General features: G+C 39.4%; 21 protein-coding genes. 13 read left to right on the top strand and 8 right to left on the bottom strand.

Features of this window, described 5'->3' with window-relative positions:
- Positions 1-15 precede the first annotated feature (15 nt).
- The 8 genes from dut (at position 16) to MSG66_RS16655 (ending at position 7111) form a co-directional block, all read left to right on the top strand.
- The gene (dut, locus tag MSG66_RS16690; RefSeq protein WP_003653255.1) at positions 16-468 is read left to right on the top strand and encodes a dUTP diphosphatase; all 453 of its coding nucleotides are present in this window, start codon (positions 16-18) and stop codon (positions 466-468) included.
- A 200-nt stretch (positions 469-668) separates the two neighbouring features.
- Complete coding sequence (locus MSG66_RS16685; RefSeq protein WP_324654669.1) at positions 669-2087, top strand: phosphomannomutase/phosphoglucomutase; 1419 nt, start codon at positions 669-671, stop codon at positions 2085-2087.
- 15 nt (positions 2088-2102) lie between these two features.
- Positions 2103-3011 (top strand): acetylglutamate kinase, encoded by a 909-nt coding sequence (argB, locus tag MSG66_RS16680; protein WP_324654668.1) that lies wholly within the window; start codon positions 2103-2105, stop codon positions 3009-3011.
- A gap of 119 nt (positions 3012-3130) precedes the next feature.
- On the top strand, positions 3131-3913 hold the full coding sequence (locus MSG66_RS16675) for a GNAT family N-acetyltransferase (RefSeq protein WP_133975031.1): 783 nt from the start codon (positions 3131-3133) through the stop codon (positions 3911-3913).
- A gap of 108 nt (positions 3914-4021) precedes the next feature.
- Positions 4022-4870, top strand: a complete 849-nt coding sequence (locus tag MSG66_RS16670; protein ID WP_262472896.1) for a class II glutamine amidotransferase — start codon at positions 4022-4024, stop codon at positions 4868-4870.
- A 251-nt stretch (positions 4871-5121) separates the two neighbouring features.
- A complete protein-coding gene (locus MSG66_RS16665; protein WP_133975029.1) occupies positions 5122-5577 on the top strand; it encodes a bacteriohemerythrin in 456 nt (151 codons plus the stop codon).
- A 155-nt stretch (positions 5578-5732) separates the two neighbouring features.
- Positions 5733-6800 carry a hypothetical protein gene (locus MSG66_RS16660; protein ID WP_324654667.1) on the top strand — a complete coding sequence of 356 codons (1068 nt, stop codon included), beginning with the start codon at positions 5733-5735 and terminating at the stop codon, positions 6798-6800.
- Positions 6800-7111 carry an RnfH family protein gene (locus MSG66_RS16655; protein WP_324654666.1) on the top strand — a complete coding sequence of 104 codons (312 nt, stop codon included), beginning with the start codon at positions 6800-6802 and terminating at the stop codon, positions 7109-7111. The genes MSG66_RS16660 and MSG66_RS16655 overlap by 1 nt, the downstream gene beginning before the upstream one ends.
- Before the next feature lie 67 nt (positions 7112-7178).
- On the opposite strand, the gene MSG66_RS16650 is transcribed toward MSG66_RS16655, so the two are convergent.
- Positions 7179-7577 carry an outer membrane protein assembly factor BamE gene (locus tag MSG66_RS16650; RefSeq protein ID WP_324654665.1) on the bottom strand — a complete coding sequence of 133 codons (399 nt, stop codon included), beginning with the start codon at positions 7575-7577 and terminating at the stop codon, positions 7179-7181.
- Between the two features lie 111 nt (positions 7578-7688).
- On the opposite strand from MSG66_RS16650, the gene fur reads away from it, so the two are divergent.
- Positions 7689-8126 carry a ferric iron uptake transcriptional regulator gene (gene fur / locus MSG66_RS16645; protein ID WP_133975025.1) on the top strand — a complete coding sequence of 146 codons (438 nt, stop codon included), beginning with the start codon at positions 7689-7691 and terminating at the stop codon, positions 8124-8126.
- 69 nt (positions 8127-8195) lie between these two features.
- Here fur and MSG66_RS16640 read toward each other — a convergent pair whose 3' ends face one another.
- Complete coding sequence (locus MSG66_RS16640; RefSeq protein WP_324654664.1) at positions 8196-9314, bottom strand: PilT/PilU family type 4a pilus ATPase; 1119 nt, start codon at positions 9312-9314, stop codon at positions 8196-8198.
- A gap of 19 nt (positions 9315-9333) precedes the next feature.
- Entirely contained in the window at positions 9334-10371 is a 1038-nt protein-coding gene (locus tag MSG66_RS16635) for a type IV pilus twitching motility protein PilT (RefSeq protein ID WP_009390483.1), read from the bottom strand.
- 126 nt (positions 10372-10497) lie between these two features.
- Here MSG66_RS16635 and MSG66_RS16630 point away from each other — a divergent pair, with 126 nt between their 5' ends.
- Positions 10498-11190, top strand: a complete 693-nt coding sequence (locus tag MSG66_RS16630) for a YggS family pyridoxal phosphate-dependent enzyme (protein WP_324654662.1) — start codon at positions 10498-10500, stop codon at positions 11188-11190.
- 199 nt (positions 11191-11389) lie between these two features.
- Here MSG66_RS16630 and MSG66_RS16625 read toward each other — a convergent pair whose 3' ends face one another.
- On the bottom strand, positions 11390-14986 hold the full coding sequence (locus MSG66_RS16625) for an AAA family ATPase (protein WP_324654661.1): 3597 nt from the start codon (positions 14984-14986) through the stop codon (positions 11390-11392).
- Between the two features lie 9 nt (positions 14987-14995).
- Positions 14996-16264, bottom strand: a complete 1269-nt coding sequence (locus MSG66_RS16620) for an exonuclease SbcCD subunit D (protein WP_324654660.1) — start codon at positions 16262-16264, stop codon at positions 14996-14998.
- A 164-nt stretch (positions 16265-16428) separates the two neighbouring features.
- Here MSG66_RS16620 and MSG66_RS16615 point away from each other — a divergent pair, with 164 nt between their 5' ends.
- Positions 16429-16905, top strand: coding sequence for an OsmC family protein (locus MSG66_RS16615; RefSeq protein ID WP_324654659.1), 477 nt, complete (start codon positions 16429-16431; stop codon positions 16903-16905).
- Between the two features lie 72 nt (positions 16906-16977).
- On the opposite strand, the gene MSG66_RS16610 is transcribed toward MSG66_RS16615, so the two are convergent.
- Positions 16978-17355, bottom strand: a complete 378-nt coding sequence (locus MSG66_RS16610) for a VOC family protein (protein WP_133975009.1) — start codon at positions 17353-17355, stop codon at positions 16978-16980.
- Positions 17356-17735: 380 nt separating this feature from the next.
- On the opposite strand from MSG66_RS16610, the gene MSG66_RS16605 reads away from it, so the two are divergent.
- Complete coding sequence (locus tag MSG66_RS16605) at positions 17736-18182, top strand: ABZJ_00895 family protein (RefSeq protein WP_324654658.1); 447 nt, start codon at positions 17736-17738, stop codon at positions 18180-18182.
- Positions 18183-18294: 112 nt separating this feature from the next.
- Here MSG66_RS16605 and MSG66_RS16600 read toward each other — a convergent pair whose 3' ends face one another.
- Positions 18295-19410: an NAD(P)/FAD-dependent oxidoreductase gene (locus MSG66_RS16600; RefSeq protein ID WP_133975005.1), complete on the bottom strand. Its 1116-nt coding sequence runs from the start codon at positions 19408-19410 to the stop codon at positions 18295-18297.
- Positions 19411-19435: 25 nt separating this feature from the next.
- On the bottom strand, positions 19436-20449 hold the full coding sequence (gene hemB / locus MSG66_RS16595; RefSeq protein ID WP_324654657.1) for a porphobilinogen synthase: 1014 nt from the start codon (positions 20447-20449) through the stop codon (positions 19436-19438).
- A 143-nt stretch (positions 20450-20592) separates the two neighbouring features.
- Here hemB and MSG66_RS16590 point away from each other — a divergent pair, with 143 nt between their 5' ends.
- Positions 20593-21090, top strand: coding sequence for a thioesterase family protein (locus tag MSG66_RS16590; protein WP_324654678.1), 498 nt, complete (start codon positions 20593-20595; stop codon positions 21088-21090).
- Positions 21091-21203: the final 113 nt, after the last annotated feature.

Raw genomic sequence — 21203 nt, 5'->3', positions numbered from 1 at the left:
TTTTTAGGAAATCCCATGAAAGTTCAAGTGAAATTGCTCGATCCGCGTTTAGGTAAAGAATGGCCTTTACCTTCATATGCAACAGCAGGCTCAGCTGGTTTAGATTTACGTGCCTGCGTCGATGAAGCAATTGATATTGAACCAGGTCAAACTGTTTTAGTGAAAACAGGTATGGCAATTTATATTCATGATGTAAATTTTGCTGGTTTAATTTTACCGCGTTCAGGTTTAGGCCATAAACACGGTATCGTGCTTGGCAATTTAGTTGGTTTGATTGATTCGGATTATCAAGGTGAATTGATGGTTTCAGTTTGGAACCGTGGTCAAACAACTTTCCGTTTAGAACCAGGTGAGCGCTTGGCACAGTATGTTTTAGTGCCAGTAGTGCAGGCTGAATTTGAGCAAGTAGAAGAATTTGAAGAAACTTTACGTGGCGCTGGTGGCTTTGGTCACACAGGTAAACAATAAGTTTTTTTAAAATATTAACGAAAATCAAACGCCTGTTGAACAGGCGTTTCTTTTTACATCTTGAATGTTACAAAGGATTATATTACAACACGCCTTACTCATATTTTTTTAACTTTTTTTAGCAAACAAACCTTTCAAAAATTTTGAATAATCTATGTTTTTGCGATAGATCGAATTGATCTTTAAATAGAAGATACGCTATGAATGTAAGACACTCATTTCCAAAAAGTATTTTTCGTGCTTACGATATTAGAGGCAAACTTTCTTACCTAACTGCGGACGTTGTCCGTTCAATTGCCTACGGATTGGCACAACAATACAAACAAGCAAAACAAACTCAATTAGTGATTGGCTATGATGCCCGTCTCACAAGTCCGGCCTATGCACACTTAATTGAAGAAATTTTAATAGAACAAGGTTTAAATGTTACCAACATTGGTTGTTGTTCATCGCCAATGATGTATTACATTGCAAGAGATTTTGGCGGCAATGGCATTATGGTGACCGCAAGTCATAATCCAAAATCGGATAATGGTATTAAGTGGATTTTAAAAGGTGAACCGCCGTCTCCGGAAATGATTCAGCAGGTTGGTGAAGAAGCTCAAACTTATGTACCAGTCCATGCCATTTCTGTGCTTGAGTTAACACGACCTCAATTTAAAGCTGAGTTTTGCCAAAAATACCAGCAAGCTATTTTTAAAGATATTCAGTTAAAACGTCCTTTAAAAGTCGTTTTAGATGGTTTACATGGCTCTGCTGGACACTGCTCAAAATTAATATTGGAAAAGATGGGATGTGAGGTCATTGCCCTACGAACCAATCCAAATGGAGAGTTTCCAGACCATGCACCAGACCCTTCACATGCAGCACATTTAAGTGATTTGCGAAAGGCAATTATTGAGCAGCAGGCAGATATAGGCATTGCTCTGGATGGCGATGGTGATCGTGTCGTTTTAGTCGATGAAAAAGCCCAAATTCTTACGGCAGATCGTTTACTGTCACTTTTTGCACAAATGTGTTTAGAGCAACATCCCGAGCAAGAAATTGTTTTTGATGTAAAATGTTCACGCATGGTTCAAAAAACGGTCGAACAACTCGGCGGAAAAGCAAAAATGATCCGTACGGGAAGTAGTTTCTTACGGGCTTATTTATCTCAGTCGAATGGACGCGCCATTTTTGGTGGTGAATATGCAGGTCACTACGTTTTTAATGATGGGCGTGGTTTTGGCTACGACGATGGTTTATATGCTGCATTACGTGTAATGGAGTATTTTACCCAATCTGATGCTATAACAATTTCCGAATTATTTGCTCCTTATCCAGAAAGATGTTGTACAGAAGATACCTATATTGGTACTTATCAGTCCGATCCAAAGTATGTATTACAAGATATTGAAATTTTAAGTCATCGTTTAGGTGCTCGAATCAGTAAAATCGATGGCGTACGTCTTGATTTTGATGATGGTTTTGGCATTATTCGAGCATCAAATACTGGTGAATATTTTACAGTAAGATTTGACGCAGATAATCCTTTACGATTAAAGGAAATCCAGCAAAAATTTGTAGATATGTTGCAAGAGCACTATCCACAAATTGCACAAGAACTTTCAGAGGCTTAAGTAAGGAGAGGCGTAATGCCCCAACATCAGCATATCGGTGTCGACAAAGCAAAAATCTTGATTGAAGCTTTGCCGTATATTCAACGTTTTACTGGTAAAACGCTGGTGGTGAAATACGGTGGCAACGCGATGACTGATCCAGAGTTAGAAAGTTCATTTGCCCGAGACATCGTTTTACTTAAAACTGTAGGGTTAAATCCGATTGTTGTTCACGGTGGTGGGCCACAAGTAGACTCATTTTTAAAGCAGTTAGGACGTGAATCTGATCGTATTGACGGTATGCGTGTAACTGATGCTGCAACCATGGAAGTGGTTGAAATGGTATTAGGTGGTAGCGTAAATAAATCAATTGTTAACCTGATTAATAAACATGGTGGTCGTGCAATTGGTTTAACAGGTAAAGACGGTAATTTACTTCGTGCTCGTAAATTGCTTATGGAAAAGCAAGAAGAAGACGGTTCTATCAAACATATTGATTTAGGTATGGTTGGTGAAGTAACTGGCGTTAAAACTGATGTGCTTGAAATGTTTACCCAAAGTGACTTTATTCCAGTTATTGCGCCATTAGGCGTAGATGAAGAAGGCAATACTTATAATATTAATGCCGATTTAGTGGCAGGTAAGGTGGCAGAAGCATTAGGTGCTGAAAAATTAATCTTGCTCACAAACATTAGTGGCGTGTTGGATGAAAACAAAAATCTGTTAACTGGCCTTACTACGCAAGAAGTTGATCGTCTCATTGAAACAGGCGTGATCTATGGTGGAATGATTCCTAAAGTAGGTTGTGCACTTGATGCTGTTAAAGGTGGCGTCGTCAGTGCGCACATTGTAGATGGTCGCGTACCACATGCAACACTGCTTGAAATTTTTACTGATCATGGGGTTGGAACACTGATTTCTAATCGCGCAAAAACTGCTTATTAAAACCGTTATTCTCAATAAAAAGATCACTCTAGGTGGTCTTTTTTTATACTATTTTAATTTGGTCATTTTTTTGTCATGAGCTTTGACTAGTGTAAGGGGTGTCACTAGGAGCGTTCATTATGCTGGAAAAATTTAATCAATATCGCCAAACCTGGACTTTACCTTTAAATCGTCAAAAAGCTATAAATCAGACACAATTTCGTTTTGAATGGGTTGATAATTTAAAAGAATTACAAGATGTACAACGATTTCGTGCACAACAATTTAGCCAACAATTTGGAATTCATTTTGAAGATAACTTAGACCAAGATATTTATGATTTTGGTTGTGAGCATGCAGTCTTACGTGAAAAGTGGACTGGAGAAATTGTAGCGTATACTCGCCTTAAATTATTTCAAGGCCATGAAATAGCACAAAGCTACAGCGCCCATGAGTTTGATATTGTTCCTCAGTTATCGCACCTTCCTAATATATTAGAAATAGGGCGTACCTGTGTCCATCCTCGCTTTCGTAATGGTAAAGCATTGTCGATGCTGTGGCTGAACCTTGCACCGAAAGTATTATGGTCAATGCGCGCTAAATATTTGATGGGGTGTGTCAGTATTCATCTGCAAGATAATTTGGCTAGAGCTTACTACACGCACCGCCAAATTCAGCAATTATCTGAAAGCAAAACCATTGATATTCGCTCGAAAAAAATCTATGAACCTGAATATCCTGAGTTCAGTTTTCCACAAGATGAGCGTATGCCAAAATTGTTCCAAATGTATTTGAGCATGCAGTCAAAATTATCGAAACAGGCATTTTTTGATGAAGAGTTTAACTGTCTAGATTATTTTGTATTTCTGGAAGTGAATAAAGTGGCGACTTCATTTGTCATGAATAAAATGGGGCAGCGTTAATAATATGTCCTATTTTCTAATAGCCAGTACATATTGAGATTTGCAAGCAATTTTACTCTCATGCACAATAGAGCACATGGGGTAATTAAAAGTAGTTTAAAAAGCGATATGTGCCAGCTATTAGGAATGAATTGTGCAACACCAACGGATATCACTTTTTCTTTCCGTGGTTTTTCACAGCGTGCAGGAATTACCTCAGATCATAGTGATGGATTTGGTATTGCATTTTTCGAAGACAAAGCTTGCCGACTATTTGTCGATAATCAGTCGGCAGTTGAATCTCCAATTGCCGATCTTATCCGTAATTATCCTATTAAATCGCGTAACGTGATCGCGCATATCCGCAAAGCAACTCAAGGTAAAATTACTTTAGAAAACTCTCATCCCTTTATTAGAGAGTTGTGGGGTCGTCAGTGGATTTTTGCCCATAATGGTGATTTACATGATTTTAACCCACCGCTAAGTGGACGTTTTACACCTGTGGGTAATACGGACAGTGAACGTGCATTTTGTTATTTGCTTGATCAACTGGTTGAAGCTTTTGGCTATGAAGAACCAAGTCTTGAACAAATATTTGAAGTATTAGAAAAAATTTCTCCACAAATTGCTGAATACGGCACATTTAATTATTGCTTATCGAATGGTCAGGCATTATTTAGTTATGCGATTACTAAATTACATTGGTTGGTTCGAGAATATCCATTTAATCAGGCTCATTTAATTGATCTAGATGTTGAGGTTGATTTTAGTCAGGTCACTACACCTGAAGATCGTGTGGCCGTTATAACAACAGAACCTTTAACCCATAATGAAAAATGGACAGCTTATCAACCTGGTGAAATGATTTTATTTCAACATGGAAAACCAATTAAAAAAGCAATTACTCATGTAGAAAGATTAAAACGCGAGCAGGAAAATCCAGAACTTAAGCGGGTTACTCGTGCAGATCAGTATTAATATAAAGTATATTTAAAATATATAAATAAGAATATTTATATATATTAATCATTTAATAATAAGGTATTTTGTTTAAAAAATACTTTATTATTTTGGTTGGTTAATTTTTATAAAAATAAATAAAAACAATAACTTGGTTTAAATATAATTTTTATATGATAAAGCCGACAAAATAGCTTTGTTTTTATTTATATTCTTTAAATATATCATGAGGTTTATGCAATAGTCATTGAGCATCATTGGGGAGATGTATGAAAATGAAATGGGCTTCAGAATATAATACGGGTATTGAGGTTATTGATGAGCAACATAAACGTATACTTGATTATATTAATGAAATTGATGATGTAAAAGATGATGACCATAGACGTCGTATTAAAGATGTTTTAGACAATATTATTGATTACACGCAATCACATTTTACTTTCGAAGAAAGTTTACAAGAGGAAGCGGATTATAAATATCGTGTACCACATAAACGTGTCCATGACTTATTTATTAAAAAAATAGAGTTATATCGTGAGCGTTTTGAAATGGGACATACGGTTGAAAAAGAGCTACAAGAAATTTTAGCAAAGTGGTTAATTAATCATATTCAACATGATGATGCTGATTATGTGGGGGCAGTAAAAGAAAATATGATGGGAATTATTAGAGAAAAAGAAAAGAAGAAAGGGAAAAACTGGTTTGCCCGGTTTTTCTCATAACTTCTAATAAAAACAACTCGTAATTTCAGTTAGCGCAGCAAACTATCGTTTCGGTGGTTTGCTTTTTTTTTATTGAGCAAACTTTGATTTTCACGCATGAGACGGGCAAAATATCTATAGTCTTTTTCAAGGAATGCATAATGCAGGACATACCTATGTCACGATGGTTATCGCCCCTGATGGCGTTTTGCTTATCTTTCATCATTATGGCGACATTGGCACCCGCTATGGGAATCCAGATTGATCGTCAAATCGATTTCTGGTTATTGTGGTTAGGCACAATGCTGTTATTGGCTTTGCCAGTTTGTTATTTAGAAATTGCCTTAGCAAAACGGTCGAAGACTACTGCCTTAAATGCTTTATCAAGTTTAACTCGTGAAGCAGATAGTTCACCAAAATGGCGTTTGGCTGGCTGGCTTGCAGTTATTTTTATTCCATTTTTAGCAGGGAATGTACTGAGTACTGCTAGCAACTTATTGACAGCACAGCTCAATCATAGCGTTTCTGGGCAAATTGTTTTTGCTGGCCTTGCTGTTGTGGCTTTAATTCTATCTTTTATTCCGCGTCAGATTTTAATTGTGCTGATGACAGTCGGTGTAATCGCTTCTCTTGTTTTAGCTAATACAATGGGAACGACTTTACAGCCTTGGCATTGGACAAATGTTGAATTTAAAGAATGGGGTAATGCGACTGTACTTGCACTTGTTGCAAGTGGTTTAGGCTTAGGACTTTACTGGCAAAATAGCTTGTCTGTAATTCACTCTCAAGAAGGCGCTACAAGAACTGCACTTCCAATCTGGTTGGCTCAGTTAATTGCTGTCGTTGCGTTTGGTTTCTTTTCTCTTCAAGCACAGCTTCCTGTTTTTACCTGGATTTTTACTGCGGTAATGACAACAGCTCTGTTTATTCAACTTGCGAAAGAACAGCTTGCTCAACGTCAGCTGATGTACGTTTTACAATGGGTCGTCATTATTTTGGCAATTGCGGTTTGGGCTGTGCCTGAACTTCATGGCATCTTTACGCTGATTTTAATGCTTTGGGGATTACTCATTTGCCTCATCTATGCCATTTTTGCTGGCTGGATTATGAAAATTAGCCACTTGCGTAAATCGATGAATTTTAGCAATGAGTTGTTCTATAACTTGTGGCGTATTGCAGTGCGTATTGTTTTACCGCTTTCAATTGTTATTGCCATGATTGCGGTCATTGGACAAATGATCTGATGGAAAAAGCTCAGCAAGTGTGGGTTGCTTTTGCAGCCCCAGAGCAACAGTTTTTAGTTGCTGTTCCATTTGAAGCTGGGATGACTGCATTACAGGCAGTTGAGGCGAGTGGGTTGCAGACACAGGTAAGTTTTCCTGAGCCATTACAACTTGGCATCTTTGGTGCAAAAGTTGAGGCACATGCGATTTTGCAAGCAGGTGATCGGGTAGAGGTTTATCGACCTTTAACTATTAACCCTAAAGATATACGCCGTAACCGCGCCGAGAAAAATCCTGTGGGACGATATATTAAAAGTAATCGCTTAAAGTAATAAGTCCCATAAATAAAACCCCTCGAAGTATTTCACTTGAGGGGTTTATTTTTATTAGAAAAAACGATTATAGTGGTGGGGCAGTTAAAATCGCTTCTTTAGAAGCAGGTAAACCTGGTTGCGATTCTGGAATAGTTTCTAAACCTTCAATTTTAGTTACTGTGCCAGAGCCATCAAAGTAAATTTTTAAATGCTGACCATGTGCTGCGGGGATTTTTGCCTTTTTAGCGTAAGTTCCCGGGATATAGTTGTAAATGTAGTCCCAACGTTGAGGATTGAGGGGATCAGTCACAGTTGGACTACCAAGCAAAAAACGCACTTGCTGGAAATTCATGCCGACTTGTACTTGAGAGGCCTGAGCTTTGGTCAAAGGAGTCCCTTGAGGAATATCAACCTTATATACACCAAAGATTGAACAACCAGCAAGGAGTGAAGTGACTAATAACGTCAGCACGAGTTTTTGCATTTTGCTACACTATCCCAATAAATTATGATGCATTTGATCAAAGGATAGATCATACTTCATCTAAATTCTATTGCCTATTCCAACTTGAGATTTGTTGAGAGACCTTTTTTCATGCCTATTTCCAATCAAGATTTGCGCAAAGCTGGACTTAAAGTTACCCTTCCACGAATTAAGATTTTGGAATTATTAGAAAATTCAAAGCAACATCATCTTAGTGCTGAAGATATTTACAAGACTTTGTTAGAACAAGGGGAAGATGTCGGACTTGCGACAGTTTACCGTGTGTTAACACAATTTGAAGCTGCGGGTATCATTCAGCGCCATCATTTCGAAAATAATCATTCTGTTTTCGAAATCATGCAAGAAGATCACCATGATCATTTAGTTTGCTATAATTGCAACAAAGTTATTGAATTTACTAATGATGTTATCGAGAAGGAACAGCATGCTGTAGCAGACCAACATGGGTTTACCTTAACGGGTCACTCATTAAACCTCTACGGTTACTGTAACGAACCTGAGTGTCAGGAAGTGTTGCGCAAGAAATAATCGTTTTCACACAAAGAAAACAAATAAAAAAGGAAGGTTACGTTTAACCTTCCTTTTTTTATGAGGAAATTACTGTTGGTCGAAGGTTAAATGCTGATTTGTGCCCGCAATTTGATCAGGTCCTTCTTCGGCAAGCTTAATCGTCAAACGTAAATCGTTTGGTGAGTCGGCATGTTTTAACGCATCTTTGTAGGTAATTTGGCCTGCTTTATAGAGGTCAAATAGGGCTTGGTCAAAGGTTTGCATACCGAGTTCACGCGAACGCTTCATTAAATCTTTAATTTCATGAATTTCGCCTTTACGAATATAGTCTGAAATTAATGGCGAGTTAATTAAAATTTCAATTGCGGCGCGGCGAGAATTACCATCTGGTGTTGGAACAAGTTGCTGCGCAATCATGGCTTTTAAGTTAAGCGATAAGTCCATGTAAAGCTGACTGTGGCGGTCACTTTCAAAGAAGTGAATAATACGGTCGAGCGCTTGGTTGGCGTTGTTGGCGTGCATGGTGGCTAACACAAGATGGCCTGTTTCAGCGAAGCCAATCGCGTAGTCCATCACTTCACGAGAGCGAATCTCACCAATCAAGATGACATCTGGTGCTTGTCGCAAAGTATTCTTTAAGGCAATTTCAAATGAGTCTGTATCAATACCGACTTCACGTTGAGTAATGATGCAGCCTGCATGTTCGTGAATAAACTCGATTGGGTCTTCAATGGTAATGATATGACCTTTAGTATTGTGATTACGATAACTGATCATTGAAGCCAAAGACGTCGATTTACCCGTACCTGTTGCACCAACAAAAATAATGATGCCACGTTTGGTCATTGATAAATCTTTAAGAACAGGCGGTAACTGCAAGTCATCAATTGAAGGAATTTTAGTTTCAATTCGGCGTAGCACCATGCCTGGCATATCACGTTGCTGAAAAGCGCTCACACGAAAGCGGGCGGTTTTATCACGGTTCATAATGGCAAAGTTACATTCACGAGTGTCTGCAAATTCTTTGCGTTGTTTTTCGCTCATGATGGAATGTAAAAGTTGACCAATAACGTCCCCAGAAAGACTATTTTTTGAAATTGGAACAATTTGCCCGTTAATTTTCATAGATGGCGCAATACCATCTGTAATAAAAAGATCGGATGATTTTTTTTCAACCATGAGGTTGAGTAGGTCGTTAAAATCCATATTTATTCTCTAATTATTTTTATAGGAATGATTCAGGTTGTTTTGCGGCAGTACGTGCCGTTTGTGGGCTAATCACCCCACGAGCAACTAGACCTTTTAAGCTTTGGTCGAGCGTGGTCATGCCATGATTAGCGCCCGTCTGAATTGATGAATACATTTGGGCAACTTTGTTTTCACGAATTAAGTTACGAATGGCAGGAATACCAATCATGATTTCATGTGCTGCGACACGCCCACCGCCATTCTTTTTAAGTAGAGTTTGAGAAATAACAGCCTGTAAAGATTCTGACAACATGGCACGAACCATGTCTTTTTCTTCGGCAGGGAATACATCAATCACACGGTCAATGGTTTTTGCAGCAGAAGTCGTATGGAGCGTACCAAACACCAAGTGACCAGTTTCAGCAGCGGTAAGTGCTAAACGAATGGTTTCAAGGTCACGCATCTCACCGACCAGAATAATATCTGGGTCTTCACGCAGTGCTGAGCGTAGTGCTTCGTTAAAGCCATGCGTGTCGCGGTGTACTTCACGTTGGTTAATCAGACATTTTTTAGACTGATGGACAAATTCGATTGGGTCTTCAACCGTTAAAATATGGTCATAACGGTTTTCGTTAATATAGTCCATCATCGCTGCAAGCGTGGTTGATTTACCTGAACCTGTTGGCCCTGTAACTAACACAATGCCACGTGGGTAATCACAAATATCTTTAAAGATTTGCCCTAAGCCTAAATCTTCCATGGTGAGTACTTTTGATGGAATGGTACGAAATACTGCGCCGGCACCACGGTTTTGGTTAAATGCATTGACACGAAAACGCGCAACATTTGGCACTTCAAAAGAAAAGTCTGTTTCGAGCTTTTCTTCATAGTCACGGCGCTGTTTATCATTCATGATGTCATAGACCAGACGGTGAACATCTTTATGGTCTAGAGCTGGAAGGTTAATGCGGCGAACTTCGCCATCCACGCGAATCATTGGTGGCATGCCAGCAGACAAATGTAAATCGGACGCGCCGTTTTTCACAGAGAAAGCGAGTAGCTCTGTAATATCCATAATTTCCCCAATTAAATCAAAATATGTCATTATTTTGTAGAATAATATACGGCTTTCACCGAGGCTTACCAACACTTCGCTTTAGGTGAAAAGCAAAAAAGTTTTTTGAAAATGAGAACCTTGTCAATGAATTACCTGCAAGATGCGCGACAGCACGTATTACAGCAAATCCGACGTGCTTGTGAACATGCTCAACGTGCGCCTGAAGCTGTGCAACTTTTAGCCGTATCGAAAACACATCCAAGTGAAAGTTTGCGTGAAATGTATGCAGCAGGGCAAAGCGCATTTGGCGAAAACTATCTGCAAGAAGCTTTAGAAAAAATTGAAGCTTTACAAGATCTAGAAATTGAATGGCACTTTATTGGTCATGTTCAACGCAACAAGACTAAAAATTTGGCTGAAAAGTTTGATTGGGTACATGGGGTAGACCGATTGATTATTGCAGAGCGACTGTCTAATCAACGTGGTGACGCTCAAACGGAACTTAATATTTGTTTGCAAGTGAATATTGATGGGCAAGACAGTAAAGATGGCTGCTCACCAGATGAGGTTGCCGAGTTAGTTGCTCAAATTAGTCAATTACCAAAAATCAAATTACGTGGTTTGATGGTGATTCCAGCACCTGACAATACTGCCACTTTTGCAGATGCTAAGCGTTTGTTTGATGTGGTGAAAGAAAAGCATGCTCACCCTGAAGACTGGGATACTTTAAGTATGGGAATGTCGAGTGATTTAGACGCTGCAATTGCCGCAGGTTCAACTATGGTCCGTGTAGGAACAGCTTTGTTCGGTGCTAGAGATTATTCGAAAAAAGGATGATGTACGCTATTTCGTACGTTCATTGCGGCCTTTTGCGGCTATGGCGGGAAGTGGTTTTCACTTATTATGAATTCATCAGGGAACAGGATGTTTCTAAGAATAACAATAAACAGTGATGAATGGATGCAGCAGGTACGACAGGAGTTATACCAACACAGATTCTAAAAAAGCCCCGACAGGATGTCGGGGCTTTTTAGTTTTAACCTACGACTTCAATCGTACTTGCGCCAGCACCAAGTGGTTTCACCTGAATTTGTACAGGAATACGCTCATGCATTTCTTGAATGTGTGAAATGAGAATGACTTGGCGGCCCTGATTTTGTAATTGATCTAAAGCATTCATCACCATGTGCAAAGAAGATGCATCTAAAGTTCCAAAACCTTCATCAATAAACAGAGATTCAATTTTCATTGAACCTGAGGCCATATTCGCAATGGCTAAAGATAAGGCGAGGGCAGTTAAGAAGGATTCACCGCCTGATAAAGATGAAACAGAACGCATTTCTCCGTCCATATCGTGGTCGATAATGGCGAGACTTAAAGATTGGTCAAGTCGTTTTAATGTATAGCGTTGAGAGAGCATCGCCAGTTGCTGGTTAGCATGTTCCACTAAAATATCTAAATGATATTGCTGGGCATAGTCACGGAATTCTTTGCCTTTGGCATCGCCAATCAGACCTGAAATTTTACTCCAGCGATGTTCTTCCTGTTGAATATTTTGAATTTGCTGAGCGTATTTCTGTTGTTTGGCTAAGTTCTGCTGATGTACTTCGAGCTTAAGCTTAAGCTGGTCACGCAATTCGAGTTGGGCTTTGAGCTTTGCAATATTTTCCTGAATAAGGTCCAAAAGTTTTTCATGTTCAATATCAGGTTGCGTTTGCAAATGTTCGGTGAGCTGCTCTTGCATGGTTTTGAGTGCAGAATAGGTTTCACTTAATAGGCGTTCTGCTTGATTAAGACGGTTACGAATATCTTGCTCTTGGGCTGAATTAATCTGTATGAGCGCCGTAAGATCAGATGCTTGAAAATCAGCATGGGCTTTTAACCAGTCTTCAATTTGCGCATTAATCTGCTGTTGATGTTGCTCGGTGTGTTGATGTTGATGTTTAAGTTGATCTAGCGCTTGTTTTTGCTGCTCAAAGTGCTGTCTGGTTTGTTCGAAACGTTGTTTAGCTTCGTGATAAGCAGTTTGTTGATGCTGGCGTTTGGCATCGTGCTCAATTAACCATTCATAAGGTTTAATGTCTGAAAGGCCAGTCATTTGTTGAATAAGCGATACTGCTTTTTCATTGTTTTGTTGACCCTTGAGCGTAATCTCTTTGAGATTTTGGTCGATCTCATTAATTTGTTTGGTCATTTGCTCAAGGTTAGCTGTCAGCATTTTAAGTTCTTGTTGTTGCTGTTCAAAACGCTGTGAAAGCTGTTCTTGTTGTTCAAGTTGCTTAGCACGTGCATCAAGAATAGACCAAGTCTGCTTAGCCGTTTGGCTACTCGACTGCTGCCATGCGCGCTGCTCAGACTCAGATAGGCACTGAACAATATGCTGAACTTGCTGTTGCCATTGCTGTGCAGTATTGAGCAAGCTTTCACTACGCTGAACATGTTGAACCAACTGGTTCTGTTGTTTAATCGCTTGGGTTAAACGCACATTTTCTGAGTCGAATGAACTTATCGCAGTTTGTGCGGCTAATCTCAATTCGCTAAGTGTTTGTAAGATTTGTTCTGGAGCCTGATCAAGCTCAATGTGCAATTGGTTGAGGCTTACTTGTTGAACAAGATCTTGTTGTAAACTCGCCTGTTTTGCTTTAAGTTGAGCTAGATATTTTTGAACTTGTTCAAGCTCGGCACGACATTGAGTGAGTGTTTGTTGTTGGCTTTGCCATGCATTAAATTGAGTTTGCTCTAGCGCCACAGCCTGCTGTTCTTGCTGCTGTTGCAGATCGAACAAAGCCTTGGAAACTGCGCTGTCATCACTACGATAGGGATGATGTGTACTTCCACAGACTAAACAAGCTTCATCTTCTTTAAGATTGGCCCGTAACTGTTCAATATTTTCTGTATGTAATAAACGTTGCTGTTGCAAGATACGCTGTAATTTTTCTCGCTCTGTTTTTGCTGTTTGGTAGTCTTGCTCAGCCAATTGGCAAACGGTTTTAAGCTGCTGTTCTTGATTTGAGGCTTGTATATGTTTTTCAGAAAATTGTTGAAGTTCAGCATATAGCTCATGATAAATTTTAATTTTCTGTTGAATAAGATCTAGCTGAGTAATTTGAGCAAGTTTTTGTTCTTTATCTTTACGCTGTTGTTCAAGTTTTGACTCAATTTGTTCAACTGTCCCCACAGAAACCGTCAGGTGTTCAAGTTCATTTTTAGTTTCTAATAGCTTTTGACGAGCAAGAGTAGGGTTTCCAAGCTGTTGTTCAATTACTTCATAGTTTTGAATAAATTGCCCAAGTTGATGCAAATGTGCTGAAAGGCCTTTATCTAATACGGCGTATTGCTGAGTTTGGTTAAGCTGCTGTTGGAGATGAGTTTGGCTTTGTTGAAGCTGTGCAATGTGTTGTTGAACTGTGTTTTGCTGTTGTTGTAATGGATTTAGTTTTTGTTCTAGCGCATTTCTTTTTTCTTTGCACTTTTTATATTCATCTGCAATAAATGAACGTTCTTGAATAGACTGCCGAACTTGATTTAATGCCTGTTGATGTTGTTGCTCAAAGTCTAGCGTTTGCTTAAGTTCTTGTTCTGCTGATTGATATTGTTTTTGTCCAGTTTCAAAAATTTGAACCAAATCATTAAACTTAATTTGAGCTTGCTGAATTTGCGGCTCAAGTTGTTGTAGGGTTTGTAAATTTTGAGTCTGCTGAAAGACCTGTGGGCGTATTTCAGAGAAAACTTCCAGCCGTTTTAATTGCTCACGTTCACCAGCAAGTTGTTGATGATGGTTTTGCTGATTTTGAAATTGCTGTTGTTTGGTTTGAACTTCAACTTCAAGTTTGGCTTTACGCTCAAACCATTGTTGTTGTTTGTCTAAAAAATTTTTTTGTTGTTCTAACTGTTGATGATTTTGTTCAGCTTGCTGATATTGCTCGGTTAAGGAAGCAATCTCTTCATCAGACAAAATTTCAATGTGGCCTAAAAATTCTTCAAGCTGTTTACGCTGTTTAGCAATATCTGCTGTTTTACGAAAAGCCAGCTCACCGATTTTGGCGAAAATACTCGAGTTTGTCAGGTACTCAAGTAATTCACCGCGTTCGCTGTCTCGTGCTTTTAAAAACGCCGTGACTTCTGACTGGGCGAGTAACACAGCACGAGTAAATTGTTCAAATGAAAGCTGGGTAATTTGTTTAACTTTTTCATCCACTGCTTTGGCTTTGTCAGCAAGCACTACACCATCGGTCAGGCATTTTAAGTGGCGTTGCACGCTTTGTAATTTACCACTTGGGTTTTCACGTGCTCGTTTGATTTCCCAGCGTGCTAAATAGCGTTTTTGATCTTGTGCAATAAAGCAAAGTTCAGCAAAACCATGCCCCGTACCACGGCGTAAAACAGTTAAAGGCGAATTGGTGAGTAACTCTGAACCATCAACATCTTTTAATTTGCCATCGCTGTCTTTAAGGCGAGGGACACGATTAAACAGGGCCAGGCACATGGCATCTAAAATGGTTGATTTACCAGCACCAGTTTTCCCGACAATGGCAATTAAGCCTGCGTGAGCTAGAGGCGCGCTTTCAAAATCAATAAAGTGCTCGTCAGAAAGAGATGCCAGATTTTTTATACGAATAGATAAAATTTTCATGACATGTCCTTAATGGCTTGAATCATTTTCAAGATGTTTTTGTGCTTCTTGTACTAGGCTCAGAAAATCTTTCAATACTGCATCATCTGCGCTGTAGCCTTGTTTTTCCCATATATTTTGAAAGAGCTTTTCTGGTGTGGGTGGTTCAAGTACGATTTGCTGATTGGTACCGGTGTCCGAAGCATCTTGGCTCACATATTGACGTGAAATACGCACTAAACGGTAGCGATCAGGTGGCAATGCAGCTTCAAACTGTTGGCGTAAATTAGGCTGTGGCGGCGTTAAACTATAATATTCAATATCAACATATTCACGGTGGTCAATATTTTCAATAACACCGTTTGGCAAAGCTTTGAGTTGTTGCAGCACATCGTTTAATTCACCACGAATACGGTGTAACTGAATACAACGTGGAATTTCTACAGCTTCAAATTGCAAACGGTTATCTGTGTCTTGAGTAGGGTCAATTTTGACCTCAACTACTTGGTGTTTATAGTTAATTTCACTAAAAGAAAGTGGAATAGGTGAGCCGCTATAACGAATGTGCGGCTGACCCACTTTTTGTGGTTTATGCAAATGCCCTAAAGCCACATAATCAATTGCACCTTCAAACAAAGTCGTTGAAAGCGCCTCTTCATTACCAATAATAATTGGACGTTCAGAGTCAGAAGTTTCGCCACCTTGCATATGCGCATGCGACATCAAAATCAGCGCTTGCTCTGGTGTTTTACGACGTTTAGCTTCAGCAATCAGTTGCTCATGTAAATAGGCAATCGCATTTTTGCTATTGGTGGTATGTTCATTAAAGCCCGTAATTTCAGCCGAGCGTAAAAAAGGTAGGGCAAGGCACCACGCCACAATATCTTGATTTTGATTATAAATAGGTAAAAGCAGACGATCGAGATCTAGAGTTTTATCTTCATTCCAGCGAACCACGCCCACGGTTTTTGCATTGTATTTTTCTAAAAGTGGCTCGACTTGTTCAATACGGTAGCCTGAGTCATGATTACCCGCAATCATGAGGGTTTGCATGTGTGGTGCAAGGCGATGTGCATCTGCTAAAAATTGGTAGAGTTGTTTTTGGGCTTGCGAGCCTGGATTAATCACATCAAAAATATCGCCGGCAATGAGCAGGGCATGCGGTTGTTTTTCTTGAATTTGAGTGAGCAACCACCTTAAAAATTGTTGGTGTTCGTAATGTCGTGAATGATTATAAAAAAACTGCCCCAAATGCCAGTCAGAAGTATGTAGAAAATGTACGGACATAGAAACAGACATCAAGCCAAGATAAACACAGATACGTTAGCATAAATTAGCAGGAGATTTTATAAAGACATTTTAAAGCGTTCGATATTTAAGCCTCAAATTCAATCTAAATTAATTTTATTATTCCAATTTTTGTTTTGTTAATATCAACTCAAATAAATAACTTTGAGACAAAAATGACCATTCATGAGTACGAAGTAAAAATACAATGGGAAGGCAACACAGGAACAGGAACTTCATCTTATCGCTCATATAAACGGGACTTTAGTATTCAACATCCGCAAAAGATCACCATTCAAGGTTCATCAGACCCAGCTTATTTAGGTGATATGACCAGATGGAACCCAGAAGATTTACTGGTGGCTTCTGCTTCAGCTTGTCATAAACTTTGGTATTTACACCTATGCGCAGTCAATCATATTCATGTGCTGAGTTATGTCGATCATGCACTTGGCTTTATGGAAGATGCAGATCCAGTTAAACGTGGTCACTTTACCCAAATTATTTTAAGGCCTGAGATTGTTTTAGAAAAAGGTGCAGACCAAACGCTTGCAGCAAAATTGCATGAAGAGGCGCATCATGAATGTATGATTGCCAACTCGGTTAATTTTCCAATTACTTGTGAAGCCAGTTTTAGCTTTGCCGAAGAATAAATAGTAAATAGCCACCGATAAAAAGGCGGTGGCTATAAATTAGAAAATAAATAAATTTGTTAAATAAGATTTTTAAGCAGCATTTTCATCAACTTGGAAAATACCAAAAACGTTGTGGTCTAAATCGACAAAGTAACCATGCCAAGCACGACCGGGAATGGCGAATTTATCCATTGCGACAATGCCACCTTGCGCTAAAATTTTTGCGGCAACTTCATCAAAATTTTCGACCTGAATGGAGCAGGTAAATGCATTGGTGCCATATTCCATTGGAGGAGTTTGAGCAGGGCGTTTTAAGAGACCACCCATAATTGAGGGTGTTTCTATACGGTAATATTCAATGGGTAAATTTTCATCTAGTTTAAATTGCCAGCCAAATACAATATGATAAAACTCTGCATCTCGGGCTGGGTTTGAAGACTGAATTTCAAAATAGGCAATGCTGTTCATATTATTTAAATCATATTTTTATGGTGTAAAAAGTATACGCATAGCGCTTATCACCAAGAAAGACTTATTGTGTATGCAGAGCGTAAAATAAATGAAAGTACCAGAAAATAAAAACCGACGATTCGAGTGATGAGAGAATCGTCGGTCAAAAACTTCATCAAGGGTTTAGGCTGCTAACAAAACCAAATCCGAAGGTAAGAAAGAGTCGTAATGAAAGGTCACCGAAACAATTTTGCGGATGCCGTGCAAAGGAAGTATTCGGTTGCTGCGACCTTATTACCCTATATAACGTCAAGAGATTAGAATTGGTTGACAGAAAAATGAAAAAAAATCGAAAAAAATTTATAATTAATTTTTGAACCCATAAATTAGGCAAAAAGATGACCAAATTACGCTTTTACTTTCTCTGGTTTTTTGCTTTATGTATAGGACTCACCTTAATTGTAGGTGTAGTTGCAGCACTATTACCAGCGAGTGTAGGTGGTATTTTAACAGCCGTTCCATATTTAGGTGCAATGATTTTTGTCCTGTTTAAATTTTTAAAGAAAGAACGCCGTGCACCGACTGTACAAGAAAAAAAGAAATTTACTTTAGGTTTTACCCTGATTTTTTGGGGCTATAACTTGTGTGGTGTTTTATTTGGCTTGTTTTTATTTGCAAGAAAAGACCCAGAGATTTTGCAAAACTTTATGCTTTACCTGAAACAGCCTCAGTTTTTAAGCATTATGCTCATTATGCTTTTAATGTTAGCGATCCCACTTTATTTAATTACCTATTGGTTTTATGGAAAACAGGCACAGCGTATGGCAGAGAAGATAGTGAATTAATTGCAAAAACAATATCTATTTGAAGTGTGGGCAGGCTGTGAGTGACTTTTAGCACACGTACCTTAGATAATTGATTTTATATGATGTTTTTAGGGTACACACTTTATTCAAGTTATGCTGTTGAAGTGATTTTCAAACGCTCTGGGGAATATGCTTTTGCATCAACTAAAGTTGGTTGATCCAGCATAAGCTGACGAAGCAATTGTGCAGAGCCTGCGCCCATGCATAACCCATTTCTAAAGTGACCAAAGTTTGCCCATAGGTTGTCCATTTCAGGCATTTTGCCAATGTATGGAACACCATTTGGTGAACTTGGTCTGAGACCTGCCCAGCGCTGTACGATCGGGAAATCTGCCAGTTCAGGAACCATGTCCAGACACGCTTCTAAAATATTGTGCTGGGTGGTTTCATCGGTAGCGGTGTCAAAACCACGATGTGCCATGCTAGAACCACACACGATATGACCGTCCATACGGGGAATCAAATACATCACCCGATTCATACACATGGTGGGTAACCAGTTCGCTGGGGTTTTAAATAATAACATTTGTCCTTGAACAGGTTCGACTGGAATTTCGAGTTGTAATTGTGAGTTCCAGTAATGGCTCCAAGCACCCGAAGTTATTACAAAATGATCTGCTGTATGTTTGCGACCATCTTCGGTTTGTAAGGCTTGTATAACATCGCCATATTGAATTAGTTTTTTGACAGCAGAGTGTTCAAAAAACTCAACATTTGGATGTTTTTTTAAATAGACAATGAGTGATTGTAATACACGCGGGTTACGAATATTAGAAAGTTCAGGAAAATAAATGGCTTGTTGAAACTGAGCGGAAATATGTGGATTGACTTGCTCTAAGGCATCTCGCTGTAAATATTCGCAGCGTTGCATGGGTTCTTGATGTTGATTTGCGTAGGAAAGTCCGATGTCAAAATCTTCCTCATCAAAAATCAACATGCCTGTGTCATGAATTTCAAAATCAATACCTGTAACAGGGGAGAGTCTTTGATTCCATGCTTGATAAGACGCTTTACCAAATTGAGCAATTTGATTCACTGCATGCACATAGCGCCAAGGGTACATCGGAGAAAGAATTCCTCCACCAGCCCAAGAGGCTGCTTGTCCCGCTTGTTGTTGATCAAAAATGCTGACGGTACAGCCTTGTTCAACCAACTCTAGCGCAGACATCAATCCACTTATGCCCGCGCCAATGATTGCAATATGCATGCAGTGTTATCCTTTCTCTGCGAACTTAGTTCATTTCCTTGAGTTTTTGAGCAGCAGTTTCTGCAAAGTAGGTCCAGATCCCATCTGCACCTGCACGGCGGCAGCACATGAGTGATTCTAAAATCACTGATTCTGATAACCAGCCATTTTGAATTGCACCCGCTAACATCGCGTATTCGCCACTCACTTGATAAATGAATGTCGGAACACCAAAAGTATCTTTCACTTCACGTACCACATCCAGATATGGCATGCCCGGTTTTACAATCACCATGTCGGCGCCTTCTTGAATATCAAGCGCGATTTCATGTAATGCTTCGGCACGGTTGGCAAAGTCCATCTGGTAGTTATATTTATTACCACCTTTTAGGTTGGATGCAGAGCCAACAGCATCACGGAACGGACCATAGAAGCTAGACGCATATTTCGCAGAGTAGGCCATGATGTTGGTGTAGATGTGACCATTGGCTTCTAAAGCCTGACGAATAGCGCCAATACGACCATCCATCATGTCACTTGGTGCAATCACTTCAGCACCCGCTTCGGCATGACTTAATGCTTGTTTAATCAAGCATTCTACAGTCTCGTCATTGAGCACATAGCCAGTGCCATCAATAATGCCATCTTGACCATGCGTGGTGTACGGGTCGAGCGCACCATCAGTAATTAACACCATTTCTGGTAATTCTTTTTTTAGTAAACGGCACGTGGTTTGGACTAAACCATCTTCATGCCATGCAGCTTCTGCGGTTAGGCTTTTATCTTCTTGAGGTGTGACTGGAAATAGAGCCAGTTTTGATACACCCAATTCCAGAAGTCTTTCAGCTTTTTTCAGTAATAAATCTGCCGACAAACGCTGAATGTTTGGCATACTTGGAATATCTTGAGTCTGATTTTGTCCCGGTAATACAAATACTGGATAAATCAAATGATTTGTGGTGAGCTGTGTTTCGCTAACCATCGCACGCAACTGATCATTTTTACGGATACGACGCATGCGAGTGGCTGGAAATGCAGGACGATTGAACGTATAAGTCATAACAATCTCGATGTTCGGTATTACACTAGGATTAGGTTGGCGGATATTCCATTACTGTCAACCGACTGCTGTATTGTAGCCCCATAATGTTGGATTTGTACAAAATTATGGGTGTTTATCATGCTTTTGAATTTAGGCAACGTATGAGTGAAGAGAAGAAGAATTGGACTGGCAACATACAATTAGGCGCAAAAACCGACCTAAATGTGGTTCTCAACCAATTATGTAAGGCATTTAATAGCTGTCCATTTTTTAAGCATAGTGGAATGATTATGCGTGTGGTGGATGGGCAGATTGAAGGCTATGTTGAAATGCAACCCGACCTGATTGGCAATTTGGCTTTTCAGGTTTTGCATGGTGGGGTCGCGGCAACTTTGCTCGACAGTATTGGCGGTATTGTGGCAATGGAACATCTATATCGCCGTTCAACGCCGGAAACTTTGACTGAAACCATTAAACAGGTAACCCGCTTGGCAACAGTCGACATGCGTGTAGATTATTTGGCGCCGGGGCGTGGTAAATATTTTATTGCACGTGCCGAAGTTCTGCGTTTAGGTCGTAAAGGCTGTACCATGCGCATGACTATGGTTAATGATGAAGGCAAAGCAATTGCTGCGGGTATTGCTTCATACGCCTATTAATTCATTATTTTTTACTTCTATAAGCGCCATGTGCGCTTTTTTTATTAATTAAAAAAAAGAATATTTGATAAAAACTTTGAGATAAACATTAATTTAATTAGAACGAACGCATT

Origin of the sequence: Acinetobacter sp. IK31 (assembly GCF_035615195.1) — a bacterium.
GTDB lineage: Bacteria > Pseudomonadota > Gammaproteobacteria > Pseudomonadales > Moraxellaceae > Acinetobacter > Acinetobacter calcoaceticus_C.
Note: the sequence above shows the minus strand (reverse complement) of the source record. Positions and strands in the feature narration are given on the sequence as shown.

Coding starts and splice junctions, on each gene's coding strand:
- MSG66_RS16605 (WP_324654658.1), top strand. CDS start 17,736: ATGACCAAATTACGCTTTTACTTTCTCTGGTTTTTTGCTTTATGTATA.
- MSG66_RS16620 (WP_324654660.1), bottom strand. CDS start 16,264: ATGTCTGTTTCTATGTCCGTACATTTTCTACATACTTCTGACTGGCAT.
- MSG66_RS16610 (WP_133975009.1), bottom strand. CDS start 17,355: ATGAACAGCATTGCCTATTTTGAAATTCAGTCTTCAAACCCAGCCCGA.
- MSG66_RS16630 (WP_324654662.1), top strand. CDS start 10,498: ATGAATTACCTGCAAGATGCGCGACAGCACGTATTACAGCAAATCCGA.
- MSG66_RS16685 (WP_324654669.1), top strand. CDS start 669: ATGAATGTAAGACACTCATTTCCAAAAAGTATTTTTCGTGCTTACGAT.
- MSG66_RS16665 (WP_133975029.1), top strand. CDS start 5,122: ATGAAAATGAAATGGGCTTCAGAATATAATACGGGTATTGAGGTTATT.
- MSG66_RS16640 (WP_324654664.1), bottom strand. CDS start 9,314: ATGGATTTTAACGACCTACTCAACCTCATGGTTGAAAAAAAATCATCC.
- MSG66_RS16655 (WP_324654666.1), top strand. CDS start 6,800: ATGGAAAAAGCTCAGCAAGTGTGGGTTGCTTTTGCAGCCCCAGAGCAA.
- MSG66_RS16675 (WP_133975031.1), top strand. CDS start 3,131: ATGCTGGAAAAATTTAATCAATATCGCCAAACCTGGACTTTACCTTTA.
- MSG66_RS16635 (WP_009390483.1), bottom strand. CDS start 10,371: ATGGATATTACAGAGCTACTCGCTTTCTCTGTGAAAAACGGCGCGTCC.
- MSG66_RS16670 (WP_262472896.1), top strand. CDS start 4,022: ATGTGCCAGCTATTAGGAATGAATTGTGCAACACCAACGGATATCACT.
- MSG66_RS16650 (WP_324654665.1), bottom strand. CDS start 7,577: ATGCAAAAACTCGTGCTGACGTTATTAGTCACTTCACTCCTTGCTGGT.
- fur (WP_133975025.1), top strand. CDS start 7,689: ATGCCTATTTCCAATCAAGATTTGCGCAAAGCTGGACTTAAAGTTACC.
- MSG66_RS16625 (WP_324654661.1), bottom strand. CDS start 14,986: ATGAAAATTTTATCTATTCGTATAAAAAATCTGGCATCTCTTTCTGAC.
- argB (WP_324654668.1), top strand. CDS start 2,103: ATGCCCCAACATCAGCATATCGGTGTCGACAAAGCAAAAATCTTGATT.
- MSG66_RS16660 (WP_324654667.1), top strand. CDS start 5,733: ATGTCACGATGGTTATCGCCCCTGATGGCGTTTTGCTTATCTTTCATC.
- MSG66_RS16600 (WP_133975005.1), bottom strand. CDS start 19,410: ATGCATATTGCAATCATTGGCGCGGGCATAAGTGGATTGATGTCTGCG.
- MSG66_RS16590 (WP_324654678.1), top strand. CDS start 20,593: ATGAGTGAAGAGAAGAAGAATTGGACTGGCAACATACAATTAGGCGCA.
- MSG66_RS16615 (WP_324654659.1), top strand. CDS start 16,429: ATGACCATTCATGAGTACGAAGTAAAAATACAATGGGAAGGCAACACA.
- dut (WP_003653255.1), top strand. CDS start 16: ATGAAAGTTCAAGTGAAATTGCTCGATCCGCGTTTAGGTAAAGAATGG.
- hemB (WP_324654657.1), bottom strand. CDS start 20,449: ATGACTTATACGTTCAATCGTCCTGCATTTCCAGCCACTCGCATGCGT.